Origin of the sequence: Polaromonas sp. (assembly GCF_016185115.1) — a bacterium.
Classification (GTDB): Bacteria; Pseudomonadota; Gammaproteobacteria; order Burkholderiales; family Burkholderiaceae_C; genus Polaromonas.
The window spans coordinates 401528-422065 of the sequence record NZ_JACPOF010000017.1; the positions used below are offsets into that span (position 1 = coordinate 401528).

Below are 20538 nucleotides of genomic sequence, written 5' to 3' on the forward strand. Positions count from 1 at the left end.
GTTAATCACGGGGCCAGGAAAGTAATTATGCGGTCTGGGCGCACGCTTTTCTGTCATTGCGGGCCAGACCCGCAATCCATGACCCCGGATTCGGGGATGGATCCCGGATCGAGTCCGGGATGGCAGCTTCAGGATAGTCAAGATCACGCACCCGGGTAAAACGGCTTGCCGATGGAGGTGGGCATGTTCACGCGTATCCACAGCGGGTTGCGTGATATCAGCACCAGCACCACGATGGTCGACAGGTAAGGCAGCATGGTCAGAAACTGGCTGGGAATGTTCACGCCCAGGCCCTGAAGGTGAAACTGCAGCATGGTCACGCCACCGAACAGGTAGGCACCAAGCAACACCCGTGCCGGACGCCAGGTGGCGAAGGTCGTGAGGGCCAGCGCAATCCAGCCCTTGCCGGCAATCATGCCTTCGACCCACAGCGGCGTGTAGACCACCGACACATAGGCGCCAGCCAGACCGCACAGGGCGCCGCCAGCGATCACAGCCATCAGCCGGATGCGCCGAACCGGGTAACCCAGCGCATGTGCCGATTCGGGGCTTTCGCCGACGGAGCGCAGCACCAGCCCTGCACGCGTGCGGTACAAAAACCAGATCAGCCCTACGGTGATGGCCATGGCGATGTAGACCATGGGGTGGTGGCGAAAAAGCGCCGGGCCGATAAGGGGGATGTCGCCCAGCAACGGGATGGGGTATTGCGATTGCTCGGGCAACTTCTCCTGCACGTACTTGATGCCCGCAAAGGCCGAAAAACCCGCACCAAACAGGCTGAGCGCCAACCCTGTCGCGTACTGGTTGGTGTTGAGCCAGATCACCAGCAGCCCGAACACGGCAGCCAGCACCGCCCCGGCTGCCATGCCGGCCGCAAAGCCCAGCCAGCTGTTGCCGGTATGCACCACCGTGGCAAACCCGGCGATGGCTGCGCACAGCATCATGCCCTCCGCGCCCAGATTGACGATGCCGGCCTTCTCGTTGATCAGCAGCCCCAGCGCCGCGATGGCGAGGATGGTGCCGGCGCTGAGCGTCGCCGCAATCAGCAGTGCGGTCGATTCCATCAGTCGGCTCCTTTCAGCACTTCGGTCGAAGGCGGGTTAGCCACCGGCATCGTGATGGGCTTCGCAAGGCGCAGCCGGTAGGCAATCAGCGTGTCGCAGGCCAGCAGGCTGAACAGCAGCAGGCCCTGAAAGACACCGGTGATGGACTTGGGCATGCCCAGGCGCGACTGCGCGAGCTCGCCACCTATATAAAACATGCTCATCAAAATGGCAGAGAACACCACGCCTACCGGGTGCAGGCGGCCAACAAAGGCGACGATGATGGCCGCAAAACCATAACCCGCAGGGACGTAAGGCGTGAGCTGGCCAATCGGCCCGGCAACTTCAAGAGCCCCCGCAAGACCGGCAGCACCACCTGATGTCAACAGCGCCAGCCACAAGGCGCGGCGTGACGAAAAACCGGCATAGCGCGCCGCAGCAGGCGCCAGCCCACTGACCTCATGACGGAAACCCGCAAAGGTGCGGAACAAAAACAGCCACAGGCCAGCGACGCCAATGAGCGCCAGGATGATGCCGATATTGACGCGTGAGCCCTGCATCAGCCGGGGGATCTGCGTCACCGCCTCAAAGGTTTTGGTTTGTGGAAAGTTATAGCCGTTCGGGTCTTTCCAGGGGCCGAAGACCAGGTAGTTGAGCACCATGTCGGCCACATACACCAGCATCAGGCTGACCAGGATTTCATTGGCATTAAATCGGTCGCGCAGCAGCGCCGTGATGCCGGCCCACACCATGCCGCCCGCAATACCGGCCAGTAGGATGGCCGGAATAATCCACGGGCCGGTGGTTTTTTCAGCCAGCAGCGCGACGCCGCCTGCGGCTACGGCGCCGATCACAAACTGCCCCTCGGCGCCTATGTTCCAGACGTTGGACCGGAAACACACCGACAGCCCCAGCGCGATGATGAGCAGCGGCGTCGCCTTGACCAGCAGTTCGCTGATGGCGCGCACCGAACGTATCGGCTCCCAGAAAAACACCTGCAGTCCGCGCACGGGGTCCTTGCCCAATGCTACAAACAGCAGCACACCAATCACGACGGTGATCAGCAGCGCCAGCAGCGGAGAGGCATAACTCCAGAACGATGAAGGCTGCGGCCGGACTTCGAGCTTCATGTTCATGCTGCCGCCCCTTGCGGCGCCTGGCCCCACAAACCGCTCATCCACTGCCCGACCAGTTCTGTCGTCGCCTCGGCGCGCGGCAACGATGGCGAGATCTGCCCCTTGGCCATCACATACAGCCGGTCGCAGATCTCGAACAACTCTTCAAGCTCTTCACTTACGACCAGCACGGCGCAGCCGGCATCGCGCAGCTTGAGTAGCTCGCCGCGAATCTGCGATGCCGCACCCACATCCACACCCCAGGTCGGCTGCGAGACGATGAGCAGCGTGGGTTTGGCATCAATCTCGCGACCCATGATGAACTTCTGCAGGTTACCGCCCGACAGCGACTTGGCCATCGCCTGAGGGCCCCCAGCCTTGACCTTGAAGGCTGCGATGATGCGCGCGGCCTGCGCCTGCAACACACTGCGGTGCAGCCAGCCGCTTTTGCCAATCGCTTCCTTGCGGGTCAGCATCAAATTACGGGCCAGCGACAGCGAAGGCACGGCGCCACGGCCCAGACGCTCTTCTGGCACAAAGTGCAGGCCCAGCTCACGCCGCTTGCGCGGGCTGAGCTTGCCTGCAGGTTTGCCCCTGACCACCACGGCATCTGCAGCGGCGCGGGTGTCTTCACCCGACAGCGCATAGAGCAGTTCTTTCTGGCCGTTGCCAGACACACCGGCAATGCCCACCACCTCACCGGCGCGTACGTTCAGCGCAATCTGCTGCAGGCTGACCCCGAACTGGCCGTCACCCGGTAGATCCATCTGCCGCACGTCGAGCACGATGTCACCTGCCTTTGATTCGCGGTGCTCCAGCGCAGGCGGCTCGGCGCCAATCATCAGGCGGCTCAGCGAAGCGTTTGATTCCTGGCGCGGGTCGCACACACCCGTCACCTGCCCGCCACGCAGCACCGTGCAGGCCGTGCACAACGCGCGTATCTCATGCAGCTTGTGGCTGATGTAAAGAATGCTGCAGCCCTGCTCTGCCAGCTTGCGCAGGGTGACAAACAGGTTTTCAACCGCCTGTGGTGTCAGCACCGAGGTCGGCTCATCAAGAATCAGCAGGCGCGGGTTGGTGAGCAATGCCCGCACGATCTCGACCCGCTGGCGTTCACCCACGCCCAGCGTGTGCACCGGCCGCGCCGGGTCAAGCTGCAAACCATAAGCCTCGGTCGTTTCGCGTATGCGCTGTGACACATCTGCCAGGCTCAATTTTTTATCCAGCCCCAGCCAGACGTTCTCGGCCACTGTGAGCGTGTCGAAAAGGCTGAAGTGCTGGAACACCATGCTGATACCCAGCGCGCGCGCTTCATGCGGGTTGCGCACCTGCACGGCCTTGCCATCGACAGTGATGCTGCCTGCATCGGGCTTGACCGCGCCGTAGATGATCTTCATCAGCGTTGATTTGCCTGCGCCGTTTTCACCGAGTACAGCATGAATTTCGCGGGGCTGCACGGTCAGCGAGATATTGCTGTTGGCCACCACGCCCGGGTAGGCCTTGGTGATGCCCGCCAGTTGCAGGCGTGCCGTCATTGATGTGGAGCTGGAGGCTGGGGGATTCATCGTCTCGGCATGTTCATTGTTTGCGCAGCGCGTTGGCCACCGACTTCACATGATCGCGCAGCCACTTCGCCGCCGCAGATGCATGGGTGCGCTCATGCCACAACTGGTAATACATCATGCGGGGGAATTCAATCGGGCAGGGCAAAATCTTCACCGGCAGCAGACCCGCAAACCGTTCGCAATACTGGCGGCCGGTGGTCATCACCAGCAGGCTGGACGCCACCATGGACGGCATCAAGCCAAAGTGCGGACAGCGCACCGTGATGTTGCGGGACAGGCCCAGCTTGGCCAGGTGCTCGTCGATGATGCCCTTGGCGCCGGGGTGCGTGGCGGTGGGGGCGATATGCTCGGCTTCGAGCCAGCTTGTCGGGTTGGCCGCATCCCACTTCTTGCGTACTGCAGGATGGTCTTTGGCGACCAGGCAGACCACTTCATCACCAAACAGGCGCCCCATGTGCAGGTCATCGGGCGGCGAGGACCAGTTGCCAATGACGATATCGACCTGGCCCTGGGCCAGGTGGCTGCGGTAATCCGAATCGGGCGACAGCGGCTGGATGTCGATGTGGCAGCGCGGCGCCTGCGTCTTGATCTGCGCCACAAGCTGCGGCAGAAACAGCGGGTCAAGGTAATCGCTGGCGGCAATGCGGAAGGTGGCGTCTGCCGTGCCCGGGTCAAACCCCTTGGCGTCGCTGAACAGCATGCCAGCCGCGCGCAGGATGCTGGCCGAGGGCTCGATCATGCGCAGGCCTGCATCGGTGGGCACCATGCCCGCGCCGGATCGCACAAGAATGGGGTCGCCCGCCAGCTCGCGCAGGCGCTTCAGGGAAGCGCTGACGGCAGGCTGGTACATACCCAGGCGGATGGCGGCGCGCGAGACGCTGCGTTCTGTAAGCACGGTGTTCAGGACCCTGATGAGGTGCAGATCAATCTTGTCGAACATCATCTGGTTTTTGGACGGGTCAGTCATACCCCGCCGCCCATGCGCCTGATATGGGCTTTTATATGATGATGGCTGTGCGGCTGCGCTACCCTGACGCGCATGACGTTTCGACCTGAAGTGCAAAAACCTGTGGCAACCATTCGCAAAACCATCAATTTTGTCCGGCGTGGTGAAGTTGTTTCCCTGAGCAATGTACCACCCGAACGTACCCTTTTAGAGGTGCTGCGGGAGGACCTTGGCTGCACCGGCACCAAGGAAGGATGTGGCGAAGGCGACTGCGGCGCCTGCACGGTGGTGCTGGGCGAAGCCGAAGGAAGCGGTGTGCGTTACCGGGCCATCAACAGCTGCATACGGCTGGCGCATTCCATCGACGGCATGGCGCTGTGGACGGTTGAGGATATTGCTGCTGCCGATGGCGCCCTTCACCCTGCCCAAGAGGCAATGGTGCAGGCGCACGGCAGCCAGTGCGGTTTCTGTACACCGGGCTTTGTGATGAGTCTTTTTGGGATGTACCAGAACCATGTCTGCAAGGGCGGCCAGATCACGCGCGGACTGGCGCAGGAAGAACTCTCAGGCAACCTTTGCCGCTGCACTGGTTACCGGCCCATCCTGGACGCGGCACAGGCCATGGAGAAATTGCCAGCGGCAAAGCTCGATGAAACCACCCTGCTGAAAGCCCTGAAACAGATTGCGCCCACGCGTCAATCAGGTTCATACGACTCGCCCCGCACGCTGAAGGCGCTTCTGGAGGCCCGCGCAACCCACCCCGATGCCCAGATCGTGGCCGGCTGTACCGATGTCGGCCTGTGGGTCACCAAGATGCACATGCAGTTCGAGCGCGTGCTGGATGTGACGCAGGTGGCCGAGCTGCGCCGCATCGAGCATTACCCGCACCACATCGCCATAGGCGCAGCCGTCAGCCTGACCGACGCCTTTGCCGCGCTGGTCGCCAACAGGCCGCAGCTCAAGACCTTTGCCAACCGTTTTGCCGGCCTGCCGGTGCGCAACTCGGGCACGCTGGGCGGCAACGTCGCCAATGGTTCGCCGATTGGTGATTCGATGCCGCTCCTGATCGCGCTGGGCGCCGATGTGGTGCTGATGAGCGTTCGCGGCCACCGCGAGTTGCCGCTGGAAAAGCTATACACCGGCTACCGCAAGAACGTCATGGCCCCGGACGAAGTGCTGGCCTGGATCAAGGTCCCGAAAGCTGTGCCTGCGGAAAACCTGAAGGTCTACAAGATCTCGAAACGTTACGACGACGATATTTCGGCCGTCTGCCTCGCCATCAATCTGCACATCGACAACGACGTGGTCAGTCACGCATCGATTGGCGCAGGCGGGGTTGCCGCCACGCCGGTGCGGGCCGTCAAAACCGAAGCCGCCCTCACCGGCCAGCCTTGGACTCAGGCCACGGTACAGCAGGCCATGACGGTGCTGCGCGCGGAGTTCACACCCATCTCGGACATGCGCGCCTCCGGCGCTTACCGTATGCAGGTGCTGGGCAACCTGTTGCAGCGCTACTGGCTGGAAAGCCAGGGCGCTCAGCAGATCAATCTCGAATCCTTCCGGCTTGCCGACGAGAAGGAGGCGGCATGAACAAGGACGCCGACACCCTCGTCAGCCGCGATGCGGGCGCAGATCCGCAAGTAGCTGCAGCCAACCGCCAGGCGGCGCCGGAAGCTGCACAGGTTGCGACATCCCACAGAGCAAGCCGCCAGGCTGCCGGTCAGTCGCGTTTTCATGAAAGCGCGCGTGCGCAGGTGGCAGGTGTGGCCACCTACGTCGATGACATTCCCGAGATCAAGGGCACGCTGTTTGCAGCGCCCATTCTCTCGACAGTCGCGTATGGCAAATTACTGGGTGTGGACAGCACGGCGGCGCTAGCCATGCCGGGTGTATGCGGCGTGATTCTGGCTGCTGATATTCCCGGCGACGGCACGCTCGCCAGCTTTGCGCAGGACGAACCCGTCTTCGCCAAAGACACCGTGCAACACATCGGCCAGGTCATAGGCCTGGTGGTGGCCGATTCGGTCATGCGGGCGCGGCGCGCAGCGCGCAAAGTCGTGTGCAACATCGAGCCGCTCAAAGCCATCTTCAACGTGCACGACGCGATGGCGGCAGAAAGTTTTGTGCTGCCCCCGGTGTTCGTGAACCGCGGCGACGCCGAAGCCGCGCTGGCCAGCGCCGAACACACGCTCAGCGGCACACTGGAAGTCGGCGGACAGGAGCACTTCTACCTTGAAGGCCAGGTCGCCTACGCGGTGCCGCAGGAGCAGAACCAATGGGTGGTGTACTCAAGTACCCAGCACCCCGGCGAGGTACAGCACTGGGTCTCGCACGCGCTGGGCCTGGACAACCACGCGGTGCGCGTGGAGTGCAGGCGAATGGGCGGCGGCTTCGGCGGCAAGGAAACGCAGGCCGGCCACCTTGCGGTATGGGCTGCGATTGCCGCCAACAAGCTCAAGTGCCCCGTCAAGCTGCGGCTGGACCGTGACGATGACTTCATGGTGACCGGCAAGCGCCACCCCTTTGCCTACGACTACACCGTGGGTTTTGACGGCAGCGGCCGCATCACCGGGCTCAAGCTCACCATGATGGCCAACTGCGGCTTCAGCGCCGACCTCTCCGGCCCGGTGGCCGACCGCGCCGTCTTTCATGCCGATAACGCCTACTTTCTCGAAGACGTGGCCATCGCGTCTTATCGCCTGAAAACCAACACGCAGAGCCACACGGCTTTTCGCGGTTTCGGCGGGCCGCAGGGCGTGATTGTGATTGAAGCCATCATGGGCGACATCGCACGCACGCTGGGCCTGGACCCGATCGATGTGCGAAAGCGCAACCTCTACGGTGTGAAAGAGAGAAATGTCACCCACTACCAGATGAAGGTGGAGGACAACATCCTCGCGCCGCTGATCGCCACGCTGGAAAACTCTTCAAACTACCGTGAACGCCGCAGTGCAATAGCGAACTGGAATGCCACCAGCCCCGTCATCAAACGCGGCATCGCCATCACGCCGGTCAAATTCGGCATCTCGTTCACGGCCACGCTGTTCAACCAGGCCGGCGCGCTGGTGCATGTGTACACCGACGGCAGCGTGCAGGTGAACCACGGCGGCACAGAAATGGGCCAGGGCCTGAACACCAAGGTCTGCCAGATCGTTGCCGACGAGTTGGGCGTGCCTTACGAAGCTGTGCTGGCCACGGCCAGCGACACCAGCAAGATACCGAACGCTTCGGCCACAGCTGCATCGGCGGGCACCGACCTCAACGCCCGCGCTGCGCAGTACGCCGCGCGCAATGTGCGCGACAACCTGGCGGCTTTTGTCGCCGGGCTGGACCGCTGCGGCGCCGGTGCCGTGCAGTTCAGTTGCGGCGAAGTCATCACGCCCACCGGCCGCCGGCCGTTCACAGAAGTCGTGAAGCTGGCCTACGCCAACCGCATACAGCTCTGGAGCGACGGTTTCTACCGCACGCCCAAGATCCACTACGACAAGACCACCCTCACCGGCCGGCCCTTCTACTACTTCGCCTACGGCGCTGCCTGCACCGAAGTTGCCATAGACACACTGACCGGGGAGAGCCGCGTGCTGAAAGTCGACATCCTGCACGACGTGGGTACCAGCATCAACCCGGCCATAGACATCGGGCAGATCGAAGGCGGTTTCGTGCAGGGCATGGGCTGGCTGACGACCGAGCAGCTGGTGTGGAACGACAAGGGCTACCTCGCCACCCACGCCCCCAGCACCTACAAGATCCCGGCGACCGGCGACATCCCCGAACACTTCAAGGTCGACCTGTGGCCGGAGCCCAACCGCGAGGACAACGTCTTCGGCAGCAAGGCGGTCGGCGAGCCGCCCTTCATGCTGGCGATCAGCGTGTATGAGGCGCTGCGCGATGCGGTGGGGAATGCCGTGGATGTTGCGGCACCGGGCAGCAAGCCTGTGAGCCTGACCGCACCCGCAACAGCCGAGAACGTTCTTAAAAGCCTGACCGGCTGAGACTTGCCATCGTTACTTGCCGCAACGAGCCGAAAATTGCTATTAATTCAGTAGCAACTTACGCACGTATCTATTGGCTTTCAGCCATTTTTATGCCTGAAAACGGCCTTTTTCAGCCTGTTTTTGGGCAATTTGAAGGCCCAAAAACGGCAAATGGGCCACCCGGACCCATTTTTTAACGTGTACGTTAAATTTTTAACTTATACGTTAAATCTCGACCGGGGAGCAGTTTCGCCATCCCCGGCCCATGCGCTAACGCGCCTGTTGCGACAACACTTTCCTTTTCTTCCCGGTTGCCGCCACGTCTATCTGCTGTTTGCCGTCCAGCACAACGCCGTAAATATTGCTGGCGTCCGCGGCATCGACCAGACCCAGGTCGACATCGTGTTTTACGCGTTCGGCAGGCCGCTCAAGCGGGGAGCCGTAACCACCGCCCCCGCTGCTGTACACATGAATGCGGTCGCCGGGGGCCAGCGGCAAGGAGCTGATCTTCAGGATTTTTTCCGTCGTGCCGCCGCTTTTCTCAAAGTCAACATATCCCGGCTCGCCTGAGTGCCCGCCTTCCAGCCCCCAGGGCGGGCAGAAATGCCGCTCGAAAGCAAAACTCGCTGTGCATGGCGCCGTGATTGAGAACACCTTGGTGGTGCCCAGGCCGCCGCGATTTTTGCCGGCACCGCCAGAGCCTTCGCGCCACGCATAGCTTTCGATCATCAGCGGATAAAGGGCTTCCTGCACTTCCACCGGGATGTCCTTGTTGTCGCCGTGGCCCAGGGTCTTGTAAGGCCCGACGCCGTCACCGTGCATGGAACCGCCCCAACCGCCATGCGCCGTATCGAACACATTGAAATGCCGTCCCGAGCGCGGCTCAAGCCCCTTGAAGCTGCAGACACTGAACGATGCGTGATGCCCCGCAGCCACCCTTTCGGGAAGAACCGGTGCCATCGCCGCAATGATGGTGTCAATCACGGTGGACAGCGGCAGGCTGTACATCGAAAACGGCGCGGTGGGGCCGGCGCTCAAAAACTTGCCCGGCGGAATGACCACCTTCACCGGCGCAAAACAGCCCTCGTTGGCGGGCTCGTCGGGCACGACCAGGTACTTGAAGGCAATGCGCGCGCACACCTCTGCACCGCCGTAGCGCCCCGAATTGAAGGGGCCCTTGAGCTGGTCGGCCACGCCGGAGAAATCAACAGTGAAGTCTGATCCCTTGATGTGAATGGCCACTCGCACCGGTATGCGCTTGCCGATCTCCACGCCGTCGTCGTCCAGAAAACTGTCCATCTCGTAGGTGCCGTCCGGGATGGCCTCCACGCCTGCGCGAGCCGCAGCCTCGGCGCTGCGCCAGATCTCTCCGATGGCATCAAACAGCACGGGCTCGCCATGGCGCGCCAGCAGGCTCTCGAAAAGCTCCCTGCCCTTCATGCAGCCGGTCAACTGCGCTTCGATGTCGCCCAAAAGCATTTCCGGCAGGCGGGTGTTCTGCTCGATGATGCGGTAGATCTCTTCTACACGCTGGCCTTTTTTCATCAGCTTGACGGTGCGGATCTGCAGCCCCTCCTGGAACACCTCTGTCGTGTCCGTGCCCAGGCATGAACCGGAATACTGGCCGCCGATATCTATCCAGTGGCCGACCACCGCCATGAAGGCAACAACCTTGCCGTCAGCCGTGCAGGCCGGCGTGTACATCACCACATTGTTCAGGTGCTGGCCCAGCGTGCCGGCATGGTTGGTGATGATCACGTCCCCGGCCTCAATGCCTTCTGCGCCGTAAGTGGCAATGCCGTCATTGACCGCCAGCCCGATCAGGTTGGCCAGGAAAAGCGGTATGCCCTGCCGCGCCAGGGCCACGCTGCGGCCCTGCGCATCGACCAGCCCCACGGCGTAGTCCTTGTATTCATAAATAAGCGGGCTGAAGGCCGTGCGCATCAGGTCGGCCTCTACCAGGTCGGGGATGGACTGAACCTCGTTGCGGATGATCTCCAGCGTGATGGGGTCTATGGCTGACTTTGTTGTGATGGTGTTGGACACGGTGTGTGCTCCTTAATGTTGTTTGCCGATGTGCAGCGTCAGTTCGCCCAGCACGCCGACTTCAAAGGTGTCGAAAGGCCCGACGATGGTGGTCGAGCCGTACTCCTCGATCACCGCAGGGCCGTCTGCCGCAAAGCCCACAGGCAGCGTTGCGCGGTCGAACACCGAAGCCTCAAGCTCGGCTTTGGCCTCTGAAAAATAGATGGTGCGTTTTCCCGGTGGCGGCGGCGTGCCGGTGCCGGTCACTGCCAGCTTGCCTATGTCCGGGCGCGGCGTGCGGGCGTGGGCTGCCGTGTGCAGCGACACCACTTCAGCTTCTCCGTTCGGGTTCACGTGGCCATAACGCTTCTTGTAAATGATCTGGAAGGCCTGGTTCAGGATGGCGTGCGTGTCGGTGCCTTTCAACGGCACCCGGACGGTATGCATCTGGCCGACAAAACGCATTTCAACGCTGCGCTGGAAGTCGATACCGATATCGGCAAAGTCTGCCCGCATCTCTGCAGTGAGCTGGTCTTCCATCTCCACGAATGTTCCCTCCAGGTCGCCGACCGTGTTCTCGTCCATGGCCCTGAGCACGGTGCGGTCAAGATCCCTGCGGATGTCGGCCAGCAGCATGCCTATGGCCGAAAAATTGCCCGGTTCAGGCGGGATGACGACTCTTGGAATGTTCATCGCGCGTGCCAGGCCCGCAGAATGAAGCGGCCCGCCGCCGCCATAGGCAAACAGGGTGAAATCGCGCGGGTCCCTGCCCCGCTCTATGGTGATGCGCTTGATGGCACCCGCCATGATGACTGCAGCGATGGACAGAACGCCATCGGCGAGTTCCAGCAGCTGCTTGCGGCCCTTGTAGCCCAGGGTTTCACCGATTTTTGCTTCCAGTGCCTTTGCCGATTTCTCCACATCCAGTGCCATCTCGCCGCCCTGAAAACGCTGGGCATTAAGGCGTCCCAGCAGCAGGTTGGCGTCCGTCACTGTGGGCTCGGTGCCACCGCGCCCGTAGCATGCAGGGCCGGGGGTGGAGCTGGCGCTTTTGGGGCCCACACGAAGCCGCTTCTGGTCATCAAGCCAGGCAATGGAGCCGCCGCCCGCGCCGACTTCAACGATATCAACCACCGGCGCCCGGATCGGGATGCCGCGACCATAGCCACCCACGTAATAAATCGAGTCCACTGCAAATTCGCCTGACTCCACCAGCGCGCATTTGGCCGTTGTGCCGCCCATGTCGAAAGCGATGATGTTGTCTATGCCCAATGCGATGCCGAAGGCGCTGGCGCCTATGCAACCGCCAATCGGCCCGGACTCCACCAGCAGCACGGGCGCCTTTGCAGCATGGGGCGCAGACAGCACACCGCCGTTGGAGCCCATCAGGAAAAACCGGCCCGCGAATTTACGCTCGGCCAGAGCGCCACTGAGCGAGGCGATGTAGCCGCCAATCTTCGGGCCGGCATAGGCATTGGCTGTTGCAGTTGCCGTGCGTTCGTATTCATACCATTCACGTGACAGCTCTGCACCCGTGGTGATGAAGCAGCCAGGCAGTTCTTCACGCAGGATTTTCGCGACCAGCAATTCATGCGAGGGCTGGAGATAGGAGTTGATGAACGACACGGCAACTGCCTCGGCACCTGTGGCACGGATACGCGCTGCGACGGCACGCACCTCTGCCTCGTCGGGCGGCCGCACAGTCTGCCCGCTGCTGTTGATGCGCTCATTGACTTCAAACCGCAGCGCCCGCGATACCAGCGCCGGGTCACGCCTGTAAAAAAGGTTGAAGGGCTCGGTCCGGTTGCCGCGGCCCAGCTCCACCACATCGCGAAAGCCTTTGGTGGTGACCAGCGCCACCTCGGGCCCGGAGCGTTCAAGCAGGGTGTTGATGACCAGAGTGGTGCCGTGCTTGAAGATGGCCGCCGAGTCGAGGCGCGTGCCGGTCTTGTCGGCGCAGGCCAGGATGCCCTCAATGGGGTTGTGGTGCGTGGTCAGGCTTTTGGTGTATTTCACGTGCCCGGTGTCGGGCTCGAAGGCCACCAGGTCGGTGAAGGTCCCACCGGTATCCACAGCTACAAAATTCTTCATATTGATTTCTCCCGTTCAGGATGAACCCGGACACACCGGCGGCGGCCCCAGGCAATGCAGGTAAAAAAAGGGTTAAGGGAAGGCGTTCAGCAAAGGCAGCGCCTCATGCGGCACGCCGGTTCGGGCCGACGACTATCACTTCAAGCCAGGCAATCGCATAGAAAAGTGCGACGCCCAATGCAGACATCACAACGATGGCGCCAAATGCCATCACCGTCAAAAGCTGCCCCGACGCGTACTGCGCCAGGTAGCCCAGGCCGGCCTGGCCGGCAATCATTTCACCCACGATCGCACCTATGGTTGCGAGTGTGATGGCGAGTTTCAGCCCGGCAAAAATGCTGGGCAATGCCGTAGGCACCCTTATTTGCCAGAAGATACGGGCAGGACTGCCGCCCATGACCTTTCCCAGCCTGATCAGGTCCGGCTCAATATGCGTCAGGCCCAGTGTTGTATTGATCACGATGGGGAAGATCGCCACCAGCACGGCCAGAACAATATTGGTGATCTGCCCGTATCCAAACCAGAGCAGGAACAGGGGCGCTATCGCGACCTTGGGGATGGAGTTGGATACCACCATCAAGGGCATCAGCAGCCGCGACAACGGTTTTGAAAACGCCACCGCCGCGCCTATGGGAACGCCGATCAGCACCGCAAGAGCAAAACCAACGCCGATCTCGCGCAGTGTCACCAAAGCATGCGTGAACAGGAGCGCCCTGTCCTTGAATATGCCGGCGGCCACCGACCAGGGGCCGGGCAAGACCACTTCCGGGTAGCGGCCCAGCAGCACCACGACCTGCCACATCGCCAGCAGGATCGCAAACCCGGTCAGCGTCCACAGCATGTGGCTACCCGCGTCGGTGGACCTGGCCGATTTTTTGGCCGAACCAGCGGCAGATACTTCAGGCTTCGACATGGTCGTACGCTCCCGCTTGTTGAAGTGCGGCAAAAGCCTGGTCGATATAGGGTGTGAAGACCGAGACGCCACGCGGCCATTCACGTCGTGGCCGGGGTACATCCACATCGATGCGGGCAGCAATGCGGCCAGGCCGCGCCGAAAGCACCAGCACGACGTCACCCAGAAAGACAGCTTCTTCAAGACTGTGGGTCACAAACACCACTGTTTTTTCTGAATTGGCCGTGATGCTTTCGAGGTCTATCGCCACCTTTTCCCGAGTGATCGCATCCAGCGCGCCGAACGGCTCGTCCATCAACAGCAACTCCGGTTCATGCACAAGCGCACGGCAAAGCGCAACCCTCTGCCGCATGCCGCCCGAAAGCTCGTGCGGGTATGAATTGGCAAATGCTTCAAGGCCCACCAGCGTCAGCAGGCTGTGTGCCCGTTCAACGTGGGGTGCGGACGGCAGCCCCCGGATCTCGAACTGGAACAGGATGTTCTCCAGCGCGGTTTTCCAGCCCAGCAGCAGGTCCTTCTGGAAGACCATGCCGGCGGCACTGTTGGCTCCCCGAAGTTCCCGCCCGTGAACCATCACGCTGCCGGAGCTCGGGCTTTCCAGCCCCGCCATCAATGCCAGCAAGGTACTCTTGCCGCAGCCGGACGGCCCCAGCAGGCTGACAAAGCTGCGCTTGGGTATATCCAGACTGACCTGGTCCAGGGCCTTCACGTTTCCGAAACGCTTGGTGACGTCAACAAGCGTCAGGGCAGAGCCTGAAAACGCCAGGGACCCTGCTTCAGCCCCGCTTTCGTTTGGGCTCATTTGCACTTCACGGATGACACTGCATTGGCGCCATCAAAAAATTCATTGGTATACAGGTCCGTCGGCTTCATGGCCGATGTCACCAGGCCGATGTTGCGATAGAGGTCAACAGCCGCCTTCCATGCAGCGTCGGACGCGCGGCCGACAACGGCCTGCCCTTCAGCGCACTGGAACTGGGTCCACAGCGCGTACTCTGGCACCACCCGGTCTGCCTGCGCACCGGGCACCGATTTGACGAACGGTGCAACAGCCACCGAAGAGTTGGCATTCATCATGCCGGTCGCTTCGTACGTGGTTTTGAGGAAGCGCCGTATCTGGTCTTTTTTCTTTGCCACGACGTCAGGCCGCGCAACCCACACGTAAAAAGGCTCGGGGTCGCCTTCTTTTGCAAAAGGCAGGTAGATGGAAGGACGGTTCGTCTCGACACCGGCCTGCGCAAAAGGAATCGCGGTCAACACGGCATCAGCCTGTTTGGCGATATAGGAGGTCAGCATGGCATTGACCTGCGGCACCAGGATGTAGGTCACCTTGTCCGGGGAACCGCCCTGCCGGCTGATCAGGGCACGCAGCAGGGATTCGTAGCTGGCGCCAGGCACCAGAATCTTCTTGCCCTGAAGGTCCAGCAATTTTGTGATGCCGGAGTCTTTCGCCGCCACCACGCCAAAGCCGTTGCTGCCGTACATATTGCCCACGGCAACAAGCTTCTGGCCCTTGTCGACGGCCTGGATAAGATTGATCGCCAGTACAAAACCGATGTCGGCGCTGTCTGCTGCGATGGCATTGACGGTATCCTGTGAAAGGCGGCCAGGCATGATGTCGACCTTGAGGCCGGCCTTTTCATACATGCCGGTTTCCCTTGCGAGAATGGGTGCGGCAAAGGCGGGCAAGGCCACCGTACCAAACTGGACCCTCAAGGGCTCAAGATCAGCTGCACGGGCCGGAATGACCGCGAGTGCCAGCGCTGCCGCAACAAGGGCTGCGCCTATTCTGGGAAAGAAATCTGAATGCATGTTGTCTCCTGTTTATGAGTGGAAATGTGTCGCCCAAAAAACAGCCGGCGCCGATATAACCTGCAAGAACCTGCGCTGACTGTTAATATTTGAATGATAGTAAATAATTAAAATCCGGAGACTGGTAGAAACCATGAGTTCAATCACAAAACCGTCTGAAGACACCGGCAAACCAGTGGTCAAGCGCGGCGTAGGCCGGCCCAGACAGGTGTCGCTGGAGCAGATCTTTGCGGCGGCTTCAGACATAGGGCTGGGCAACCTGACCTTGCAGGCCGTGGCCGATACGCTGGGCGTCACGCCACAGGCCCTCTACCACCACGTCAAGGGGCGTGAAGACCTCATCGCGCAAGTGGTGGCTGCCGTGACCGAACGTTTCCCCGTGCAGCCCTACACAGGCGAAGGCTGGTCCAGCTGGGCAGTCAGCTTTGCACACGCCCTGCTTGAGATGTACGCAGCCGTCCCCGGCCTGGCCGACTACACCATACGAAGGACGCACACCGGCTACAACGTCCTGATACGGCACGAGATGTCGATCAAGGCGGCACGCCAGTCAGGCTTTGACGAGGTGGGCGCGCTCTATGCAACGCGGGCGATTGTGGAGTTCGTCGCAGGCTGGGTCGCCCGCAGCGAACGCCGCAACGTGACCGAACGCGAGCTGGAAATCCATCCCGACCTTGAGTTCCGGCAGTCCGTGCTGGACAACAAGGATGACCAATATCCCGAACTCAAAAGATCCCTGCAGGCCGCAGGCGACCTTGAGCCTTCACACCGTTTTGACTACACCCTGCGCGCCCTGATTTTCGGGCTGGAGAACAACATGGCCATCAGCGCCAGTCAGCAAACGCAGGCCAGGCCCTGACCGGGTGGCAATCCGCTGGCGGGGCTGCGGATTCAGGCAGCCATCCACCCGGCAACAGATCAAATCTGCTCCTGATTTAATAGCTGCTCACGCACGTATTTATTGGCCTGCAGCCGTTTTTATGCCTCAAAACAGCCATTTTTTGCCAGTTTTGAGGCAATTTGAAGGCCCAAAAAACGGCAAATGGGCCATCTGGACCCATTTTTTAACGTACACGTTAAGTTTTTAACTTACACGTTAATTTTCTGCGACATGCCTGGCATCTCAGCTCAAGGCAGCTTGACGCCAGCCCTGCCCTTCAGGCCCAGCATTTCGCGGGCTTCGTCCGGCGTCGCGAACTCAAAACCCAGCGGTTCCAGCACCGCGCGGATGTTCCTGACCTGCTCGGCGTTGGATTTTGCAAGCTCACCCCGGCCCAGGTAAAGCGAGTCTTCAAGCCCGACGCGCACATTGCCGCCCATCAGTGCGGCGTGTGTGATCAGCGGCATCTGGTGGCGACCGGCAGCCAGCACCGACCAGCGGTAGCTGTCCTTGAACAGCTTGTCGGCGATGTGTTTCATGTGCACCAGGTTGTCAACATCGGCGCCAATGCCGCCCAGCACGCCCAACACAAACTGCAGGAAGATCGGCCCCTTGACCAGGCCGCGGTCTACAAAGTGCTTGAGGTTGTAGAGGTGCCCAACGTCATAACACTCGAACTCGAAACGTGTGCCGTGCGCCACGCCCAGACGGTTGAATATCTGCTCGATGTCGCCAAAGGTGTTGCGGAAGATGGCGTTGCGCGAGCCTTCAAGGTAGTCACGCTCCCAGGGGTGCTTGAACTCCTTGAGCTTGTCGAGGATGGGGAAGGTTGCGAAGTTCATCGACCCCATGTTGCAGGACGCCATCTCGGGTGCCACGTCCAGCGCAGCGGCCAGGCGCTGGTCGAGTCTCATGGTGTGCGAGCCACCGGTCGTGATGTTGATGACCGCATCGGTGCCGGCATGAATCTGCGGCAGGAACTGGCGAAACATGGCCGGGTCAAAACTCGGCCGCCCATCGACCGGGTCGCGCGCATGCAGATGCAGGATGGCCGCGCCGGCTTCAGCTGCCGCCAGCGCTTCGTCGGCGATCTGCTGCGGTGTGATGGGAAGGTAGCGGGACATCGTCGGCGTGTGCACCGACCCCGTCACCGCGCAGGTGATGATGACTTTTCTGGACATTCAGCAGCTCTTCAGACGGGTTCAGCGATAACGACGTTCTCGATATGCCCTATACCGTCGATCTCGACGCGCATCACGTCACCGATCTTCACCCACTGCGGCGGGTTCATGGCAACGCCAACGCCTGAAGGCGTGCCGGTGGCCAGCAGGTCACCGGGCTCCAGTGTCATCACGGTCGACAGGTAGGCGATCTGCTCATAGATGTTGTGGACCATCTCGCCGGTGTTCACTTCCTGCTTGACCTGGCCGTTGACCAGCATGCGCATGTTCAGGTTGTGCGGATCGGCGACGTCGTCGTCCGTCACCAGCCACGGGCCTATGGGGCCGGTGGTGTTGAAGGACTTGCCCAGCGTCATGGTGGCCGAGCGTTTTTGCCAGTCGCGCACCGACACATCGTTACAGACCATATAGCCTGCGATCACCGAGCGCGCATCGGCAGCCGACACATGGCGGCAGCGCTTGCCGATGACCACGCAGAGCTCGGCTTCGTAGTCGAGGTTGTCAGACACCTTGGGCATATGCACGGGGTCGAAGGGGCCGTTAACACATGACACCTGCTTGTTGAACCAGACCTGCGTATCGGGCACCTGAACGCCAAGCTGGCGCGCCTCTGCGGCGTGCTTGGCGTAGTTCATGCCAATGGCGAGGAACTTGCTCGGGTTGGGCACGGTGGCCTCAAGGCGCACATCGGCCAGCGGATATGTCACGCCCTTGGTGGCATCCACGTCACGGGCGCGCTGCATCATGGCCGCGCCACCTGAGAGCAGTTCACGCATGGTCGCTGGAAGGCTGGTATCGGAGGCTGGCAGGTCGACAACCTGGTCGCCGATGATCTTGCCGATGGAAAGGTGCCCGCGGCACGAGAAGGTTACGAGTTTCATGAATGGCAGTCGTTATTTGTTGGGGGGGTTGTAGTTCAGTATCTTCAAACGGTTTCCGGCACAGGTGCGGCGGCGGGTGCCGTCAAGCCCTGCATCTGCGCAAAGACGGCTGGCGGCTGGTGGCCCCAGATGCTGATGCGGTTGTACTCACGCACATCGTCCCAGTTGTCTGTGATCTGGCGGCCGGTGGCGCCGACTTCGACCTGCCAGCCGTCAGGGCCAACGCTGTAAAAGCTCACCATGCCGTCGTTTTCGTGCTGGCCCAGCATGTTGGCGATAGGCGTGCCCGCCCCCAGGGCGCGCTCATACGCAGCGCCCACATCGGCCACCTGCTTCACTTCAAAATTGATGTGGTGCAGTTTCTGTGGCACTTCGGGTGCAGGGATGTTCGCAATCGCCAGCGAATGGTGGCGTGCGTTGCAATGGAAGAAGGACACATTGAGTTCCACAGGCCCCATGGGCAGGCGCAAATAGTCAGACAGCTTCAGGCCCAGCCCTTCGAGTGCAAACTTGCGCGCCGCCGCATAGGTGCCTTCACCGGCAACACCGAAAACAAAATGACCAAAGCCCTGGCTGCCCGTGACAAAGCCGTTGGGATAGACCTTGCTGGCGAACGGCGTGGCCGCTTCTTCAAGCCCCAGCACCAGCTCGACCTGTACACCCCATGGCGAGGGCACGCTGACCATATCTTTGACACGGCGCTCCTGCTTCTGGGCGGCTGTCCCAGCCACAGGGTCCAGCCCCAGCTTGCGCAGGCGCGCGACGGCCGCATCCAGCGCGTCGCGGCTTTCGAGTTCAAAGCCAATCGCCGTCGCATCGTTGGCCTGGCCCTGGGCCAGCACCACACGCTGCGCCTTGCCGTCGGCGCGCCAGGTAGAAGCGCCATCCGGTGTGGGTGCGCCCGGCATCAGGCCAATCACTTCGCCGAGGTATTTGTTGAGGGCAGCCGGGTTGCGGCTTTCGAGAATGATGTATGCGGATTCGATATCGGTTTTCATGAAGCGTGTTCCTGTTTTTGCATGGCGTCGTGTACGGGACGGATAGGGATGACGGGCTTGATGCCTGCAACTTCCCGGGCCCTGGCTTCTTCCTCAAGCAGGGTTGCGACGAGGCGGCGCGCGTGCACCAGGCCCGCATCGGAAGCGATCATGACCAGCGGTGCGCCGCCTTCACGGTCTATCGATTCCTGCTGGGCCTCGACCACCACCTTGTCTTCTGCAAAGGTGACGGGCAGGCTGGTCAGCAGCTTGGCGCGCACGTCCGGTTCATCAACCGAGTAGGTGCGTGCGCCAGACCAGAAGTAGTGGGTGGTTTTTTCAGTCTCGGGCGTCTGCATGTTCAGGCCCATGAAGGCCAGGCCGCCCATGCGGTTGCCTTCGCGCGCGCCAGTGCCTGTGTCCTTGGCGCCGGTGTGTATACGCACTGCTGCGGGCGGAAAGAAATCAATTTCCATCCAGCGGTCTACCGTTGGGGTGTTGAACTTGAAGGCTGCCACATAGGACGGGGGCGGCACAGAGTCCATCATCCAGCGCGTCACCTTGACGCCGGTTTCCGAACGTGTGGTTTTGGTGTCTGCATCCGAATGCGCCTGCGGTGTGCCGCCAATCGTGCGCTGGTGCACATAACCGACGTGGGTCAGGTCCATCAGGTTGTCCGTGATGAGCTGGTAGTTCGCCTTGATCGAATACCTGTCTTTCACCCAGGTCCAGTCCGGGTCGCTATGCCAGGGGTGTCGCACGATGAGCGAGGCATCGGCCAGCGCCGGGTCGCCCATCCAGATCCAGAGCATGGCATCCTGCTCGACAACCGGGTAGCTCCTGACTTTGGCCTGCGCCGGTACACGGTCCTGGCCCGGCACTTTCACGCAGGCGCCCTTGTTGTCATACACCAGGCCGTGGTAGCCGCACTGCAGCTGGTCGCCGATCACACAGCCGTGCGACAGCGGCAGTGCGCGGTGACAGCAGCGGTCTTCAAGTGCAAAGGCCTTGCCGTCTTCACCGCGGTAAAACACCACGGGCAAATCAAGCAGCACGCGGCCGAGCAGGCCCTGGGGTTTGATCTCGTCGGCCCAGGCGCCCATGTACCAGGCGTTATATACAAACATGGTGTTGT

At 61.5% G+C, this 20538-nt stretch carries 16 protein-coding genes; 3 read left to right on the forward strand and 13 right to left on the reverse strand.

What is annotated here, in order from left to right; genetic code table 11:
- Positions 1 to 143: 143 nt before the first annotated feature.
- Genes HYX42_RS12080 through HYX42_RS12095 form a run of 4 tightly spaced genes read right to left on the reverse strand, consistent with a single transcriptional unit; the run spans position 144 to position 4690 of the window.
- Positions 144 to 1064: an ABC transporter permease gene (locus HYX42_RS12080; protein ID WP_293403234.1), complete on the reverse strand. Its 921-nt coding sequence runs from the start codon at positions 1062 to 1064 to the stop codon at positions 144 to 146.
- A complete protein-coding gene (locus tag HYX42_RS12085) occupies positions 1064 to 2173 on the reverse strand; it encodes an ABC transporter permease (protein WP_293403505.1) in 1110 nt (369 codons plus the stop codon). Before HYX42_RS12085 ends, HYX42_RS12080 begins: the two co-directional genes overlap by 1 nt.
- 2 nt (positions 2174 to 2175) lie before the next feature.
- Positions 2176 to 3723: an ABC transporter ATP-binding protein gene (locus HYX42_RS12090; RefSeq protein WP_293403236.1), complete on the reverse strand. Its 1548-nt coding sequence runs from the start codon at positions 3721 to 3723 to the stop codon at positions 2176 to 2178.
- A gap of 13 nt (positions 3724 to 3736) precedes the next feature.
- On the reverse strand, positions 3737 to 4690 hold the full coding sequence (locus HYX42_RS12095) for a LysR family transcriptional regulator (RefSeq protein WP_293403238.1): 954 nt from the start codon (positions 4688 to 4690) through the stop codon (positions 3737 to 3739).
- 72 nt (positions 4691 to 4762) lie between these two features.
- Between HYX42_RS12095 and xdhA the strand changes: the two genes are divergently transcribed.
- Both xdhA and xdhB read left to right on the forward strand, forming a co-directional pair.
- Complete coding sequence (xdhA, locus tag HYX42_RS12100; protein WP_293403240.1) at positions 4763 to 6259, forward strand: xanthine dehydrogenase small subunit; 1497 nt, start codon at positions 4763 to 4765, stop codon at positions 6257 to 6259.
- A complete protein-coding gene (gene xdhB / locus HYX42_RS12105) occupies positions 6256 to 8661 on the forward strand; it encodes a xanthine dehydrogenase molybdopterin binding subunit (protein ID WP_293403242.1) in 2406 nt (801 codons plus the stop codon). Before xdhA ends, xdhB begins: the two co-directional genes overlap by 4 nt.
- Before the next feature lie 252 nt (positions 8662 to 8913).
- On the opposite strand, the gene HYX42_RS12110 is transcribed toward xdhB, so the two are convergent.
- From HYX42_RS12110 to HYX42_RS12130, 5 genes are all read right to left on the reverse strand, one after another.
- Entirely contained in the window at positions 8914 to 10689 is a 1776-nt protein-coding gene (locus HYX42_RS12110) for a hydantoinase B/oxoprolinase family protein (RefSeq protein ID WP_293403244.1), read from the reverse strand.
- Between the two features lie 12 nt (positions 10690 to 10701).
- Positions 10702 to 12759, reverse strand: coding sequence for a hydantoinase/oxoprolinase family protein (locus HYX42_RS12115; protein WP_293403246.1), 2058 nt, complete (start codon positions 12757 to 12759; stop codon positions 10702 to 10704).
- A gap of 103 nt (positions 12760 to 12862) precedes the next feature.
- Positions 12863 to 13672: an ABC transporter permease gene (locus HYX42_RS12120; protein WP_293403248.1), complete on the reverse strand. Its 810-nt coding sequence runs from the start codon at positions 13670 to 13672 to the stop codon at positions 12863 to 12865.
- Positions 13659 to 14474 carry an ABC transporter ATP-binding protein gene (locus HYX42_RS12125; protein ID WP_293403250.1) on the reverse strand — a complete coding sequence of 272 codons (816 nt, stop codon included), beginning with the start codon at positions 14472 to 14474 and terminating at the stop codon, positions 13659 to 13661. The genes HYX42_RS12120 and HYX42_RS12125 overlap by 14 nt, the downstream gene beginning before the upstream one ends.
- Complete coding sequence (locus tag HYX42_RS12130) at positions 14471 to 15484, reverse strand: ABC transporter substrate-binding protein (protein WP_293403252.1); 1014 nt, start codon at positions 15482 to 15484, stop codon at positions 14471 to 14473. Before HYX42_RS12130 ends, HYX42_RS12125 begins: the two co-directional genes overlap by 4 nt.
- Positions 15485 to 15617: 133 nt before the next feature.
- On the opposite strand from HYX42_RS12130, the gene HYX42_RS12135 reads away from it, so the two are divergent.
- The gene (locus tag HYX42_RS12135; RefSeq protein WP_293403253.1) at positions 15618 to 16343 is read left to right on the forward strand and encodes a TetR/AcrR family transcriptional regulator C-terminal domain-containing protein; all 726 of its coding nucleotides are present in this window, start codon (positions 15618 to 15620) and stop codon (positions 16341 to 16343) included.
- 269 nt (positions 16344 to 16612) lie between these two features.
- Here the strand turns inward: HYX42_RS12135 and HYX42_RS12140 are convergent, their stop codons facing one another.
- The 4 genes from HYX42_RS12140 to HYX42_RS12155 are packed head-to-tail and all read right to left on the reverse strand — an operon-like array spanning position 16613 to position 20530.
- Complete coding sequence (locus HYX42_RS12140; RefSeq protein ID WP_293403256.1) at positions 16613 to 17545, reverse strand: 3-keto-5-aminohexanoate cleavage protein; 933 nt, start codon at positions 17543 to 17545, stop codon at positions 16613 to 16615.
- 11 nt (positions 17546 to 17556) lie between these two features.
- Complete coding sequence (locus HYX42_RS12145; protein WP_293403258.1) at positions 17557 to 18426, reverse strand: fumarylacetoacetate hydrolase family protein; 870 nt, start codon at positions 18424 to 18426, stop codon at positions 17557 to 17559.
- 44 nt (positions 18427 to 18470) lie between these two features.
- Positions 18471 to 19424: a VOC family protein gene (locus HYX42_RS12150; protein WP_293403260.1), complete on the reverse strand. Its 954-nt coding sequence runs from the start codon at positions 19422 to 19424 to the stop codon at positions 18471 to 18473.
- A complete protein-coding gene (locus HYX42_RS12155) occupies positions 19421 to 20530 on the reverse strand; it encodes an aromatic ring-hydroxylating dioxygenase subunit alpha (RefSeq protein ID WP_293403262.1) in 1110 nt (369 codons plus the stop codon). The genes HYX42_RS12150 and HYX42_RS12155 overlap by 4 nt, the downstream gene beginning before the upstream one ends.
- Between the last annotated feature and the right edge of the window lie 8 nt (positions 20531 to 20538).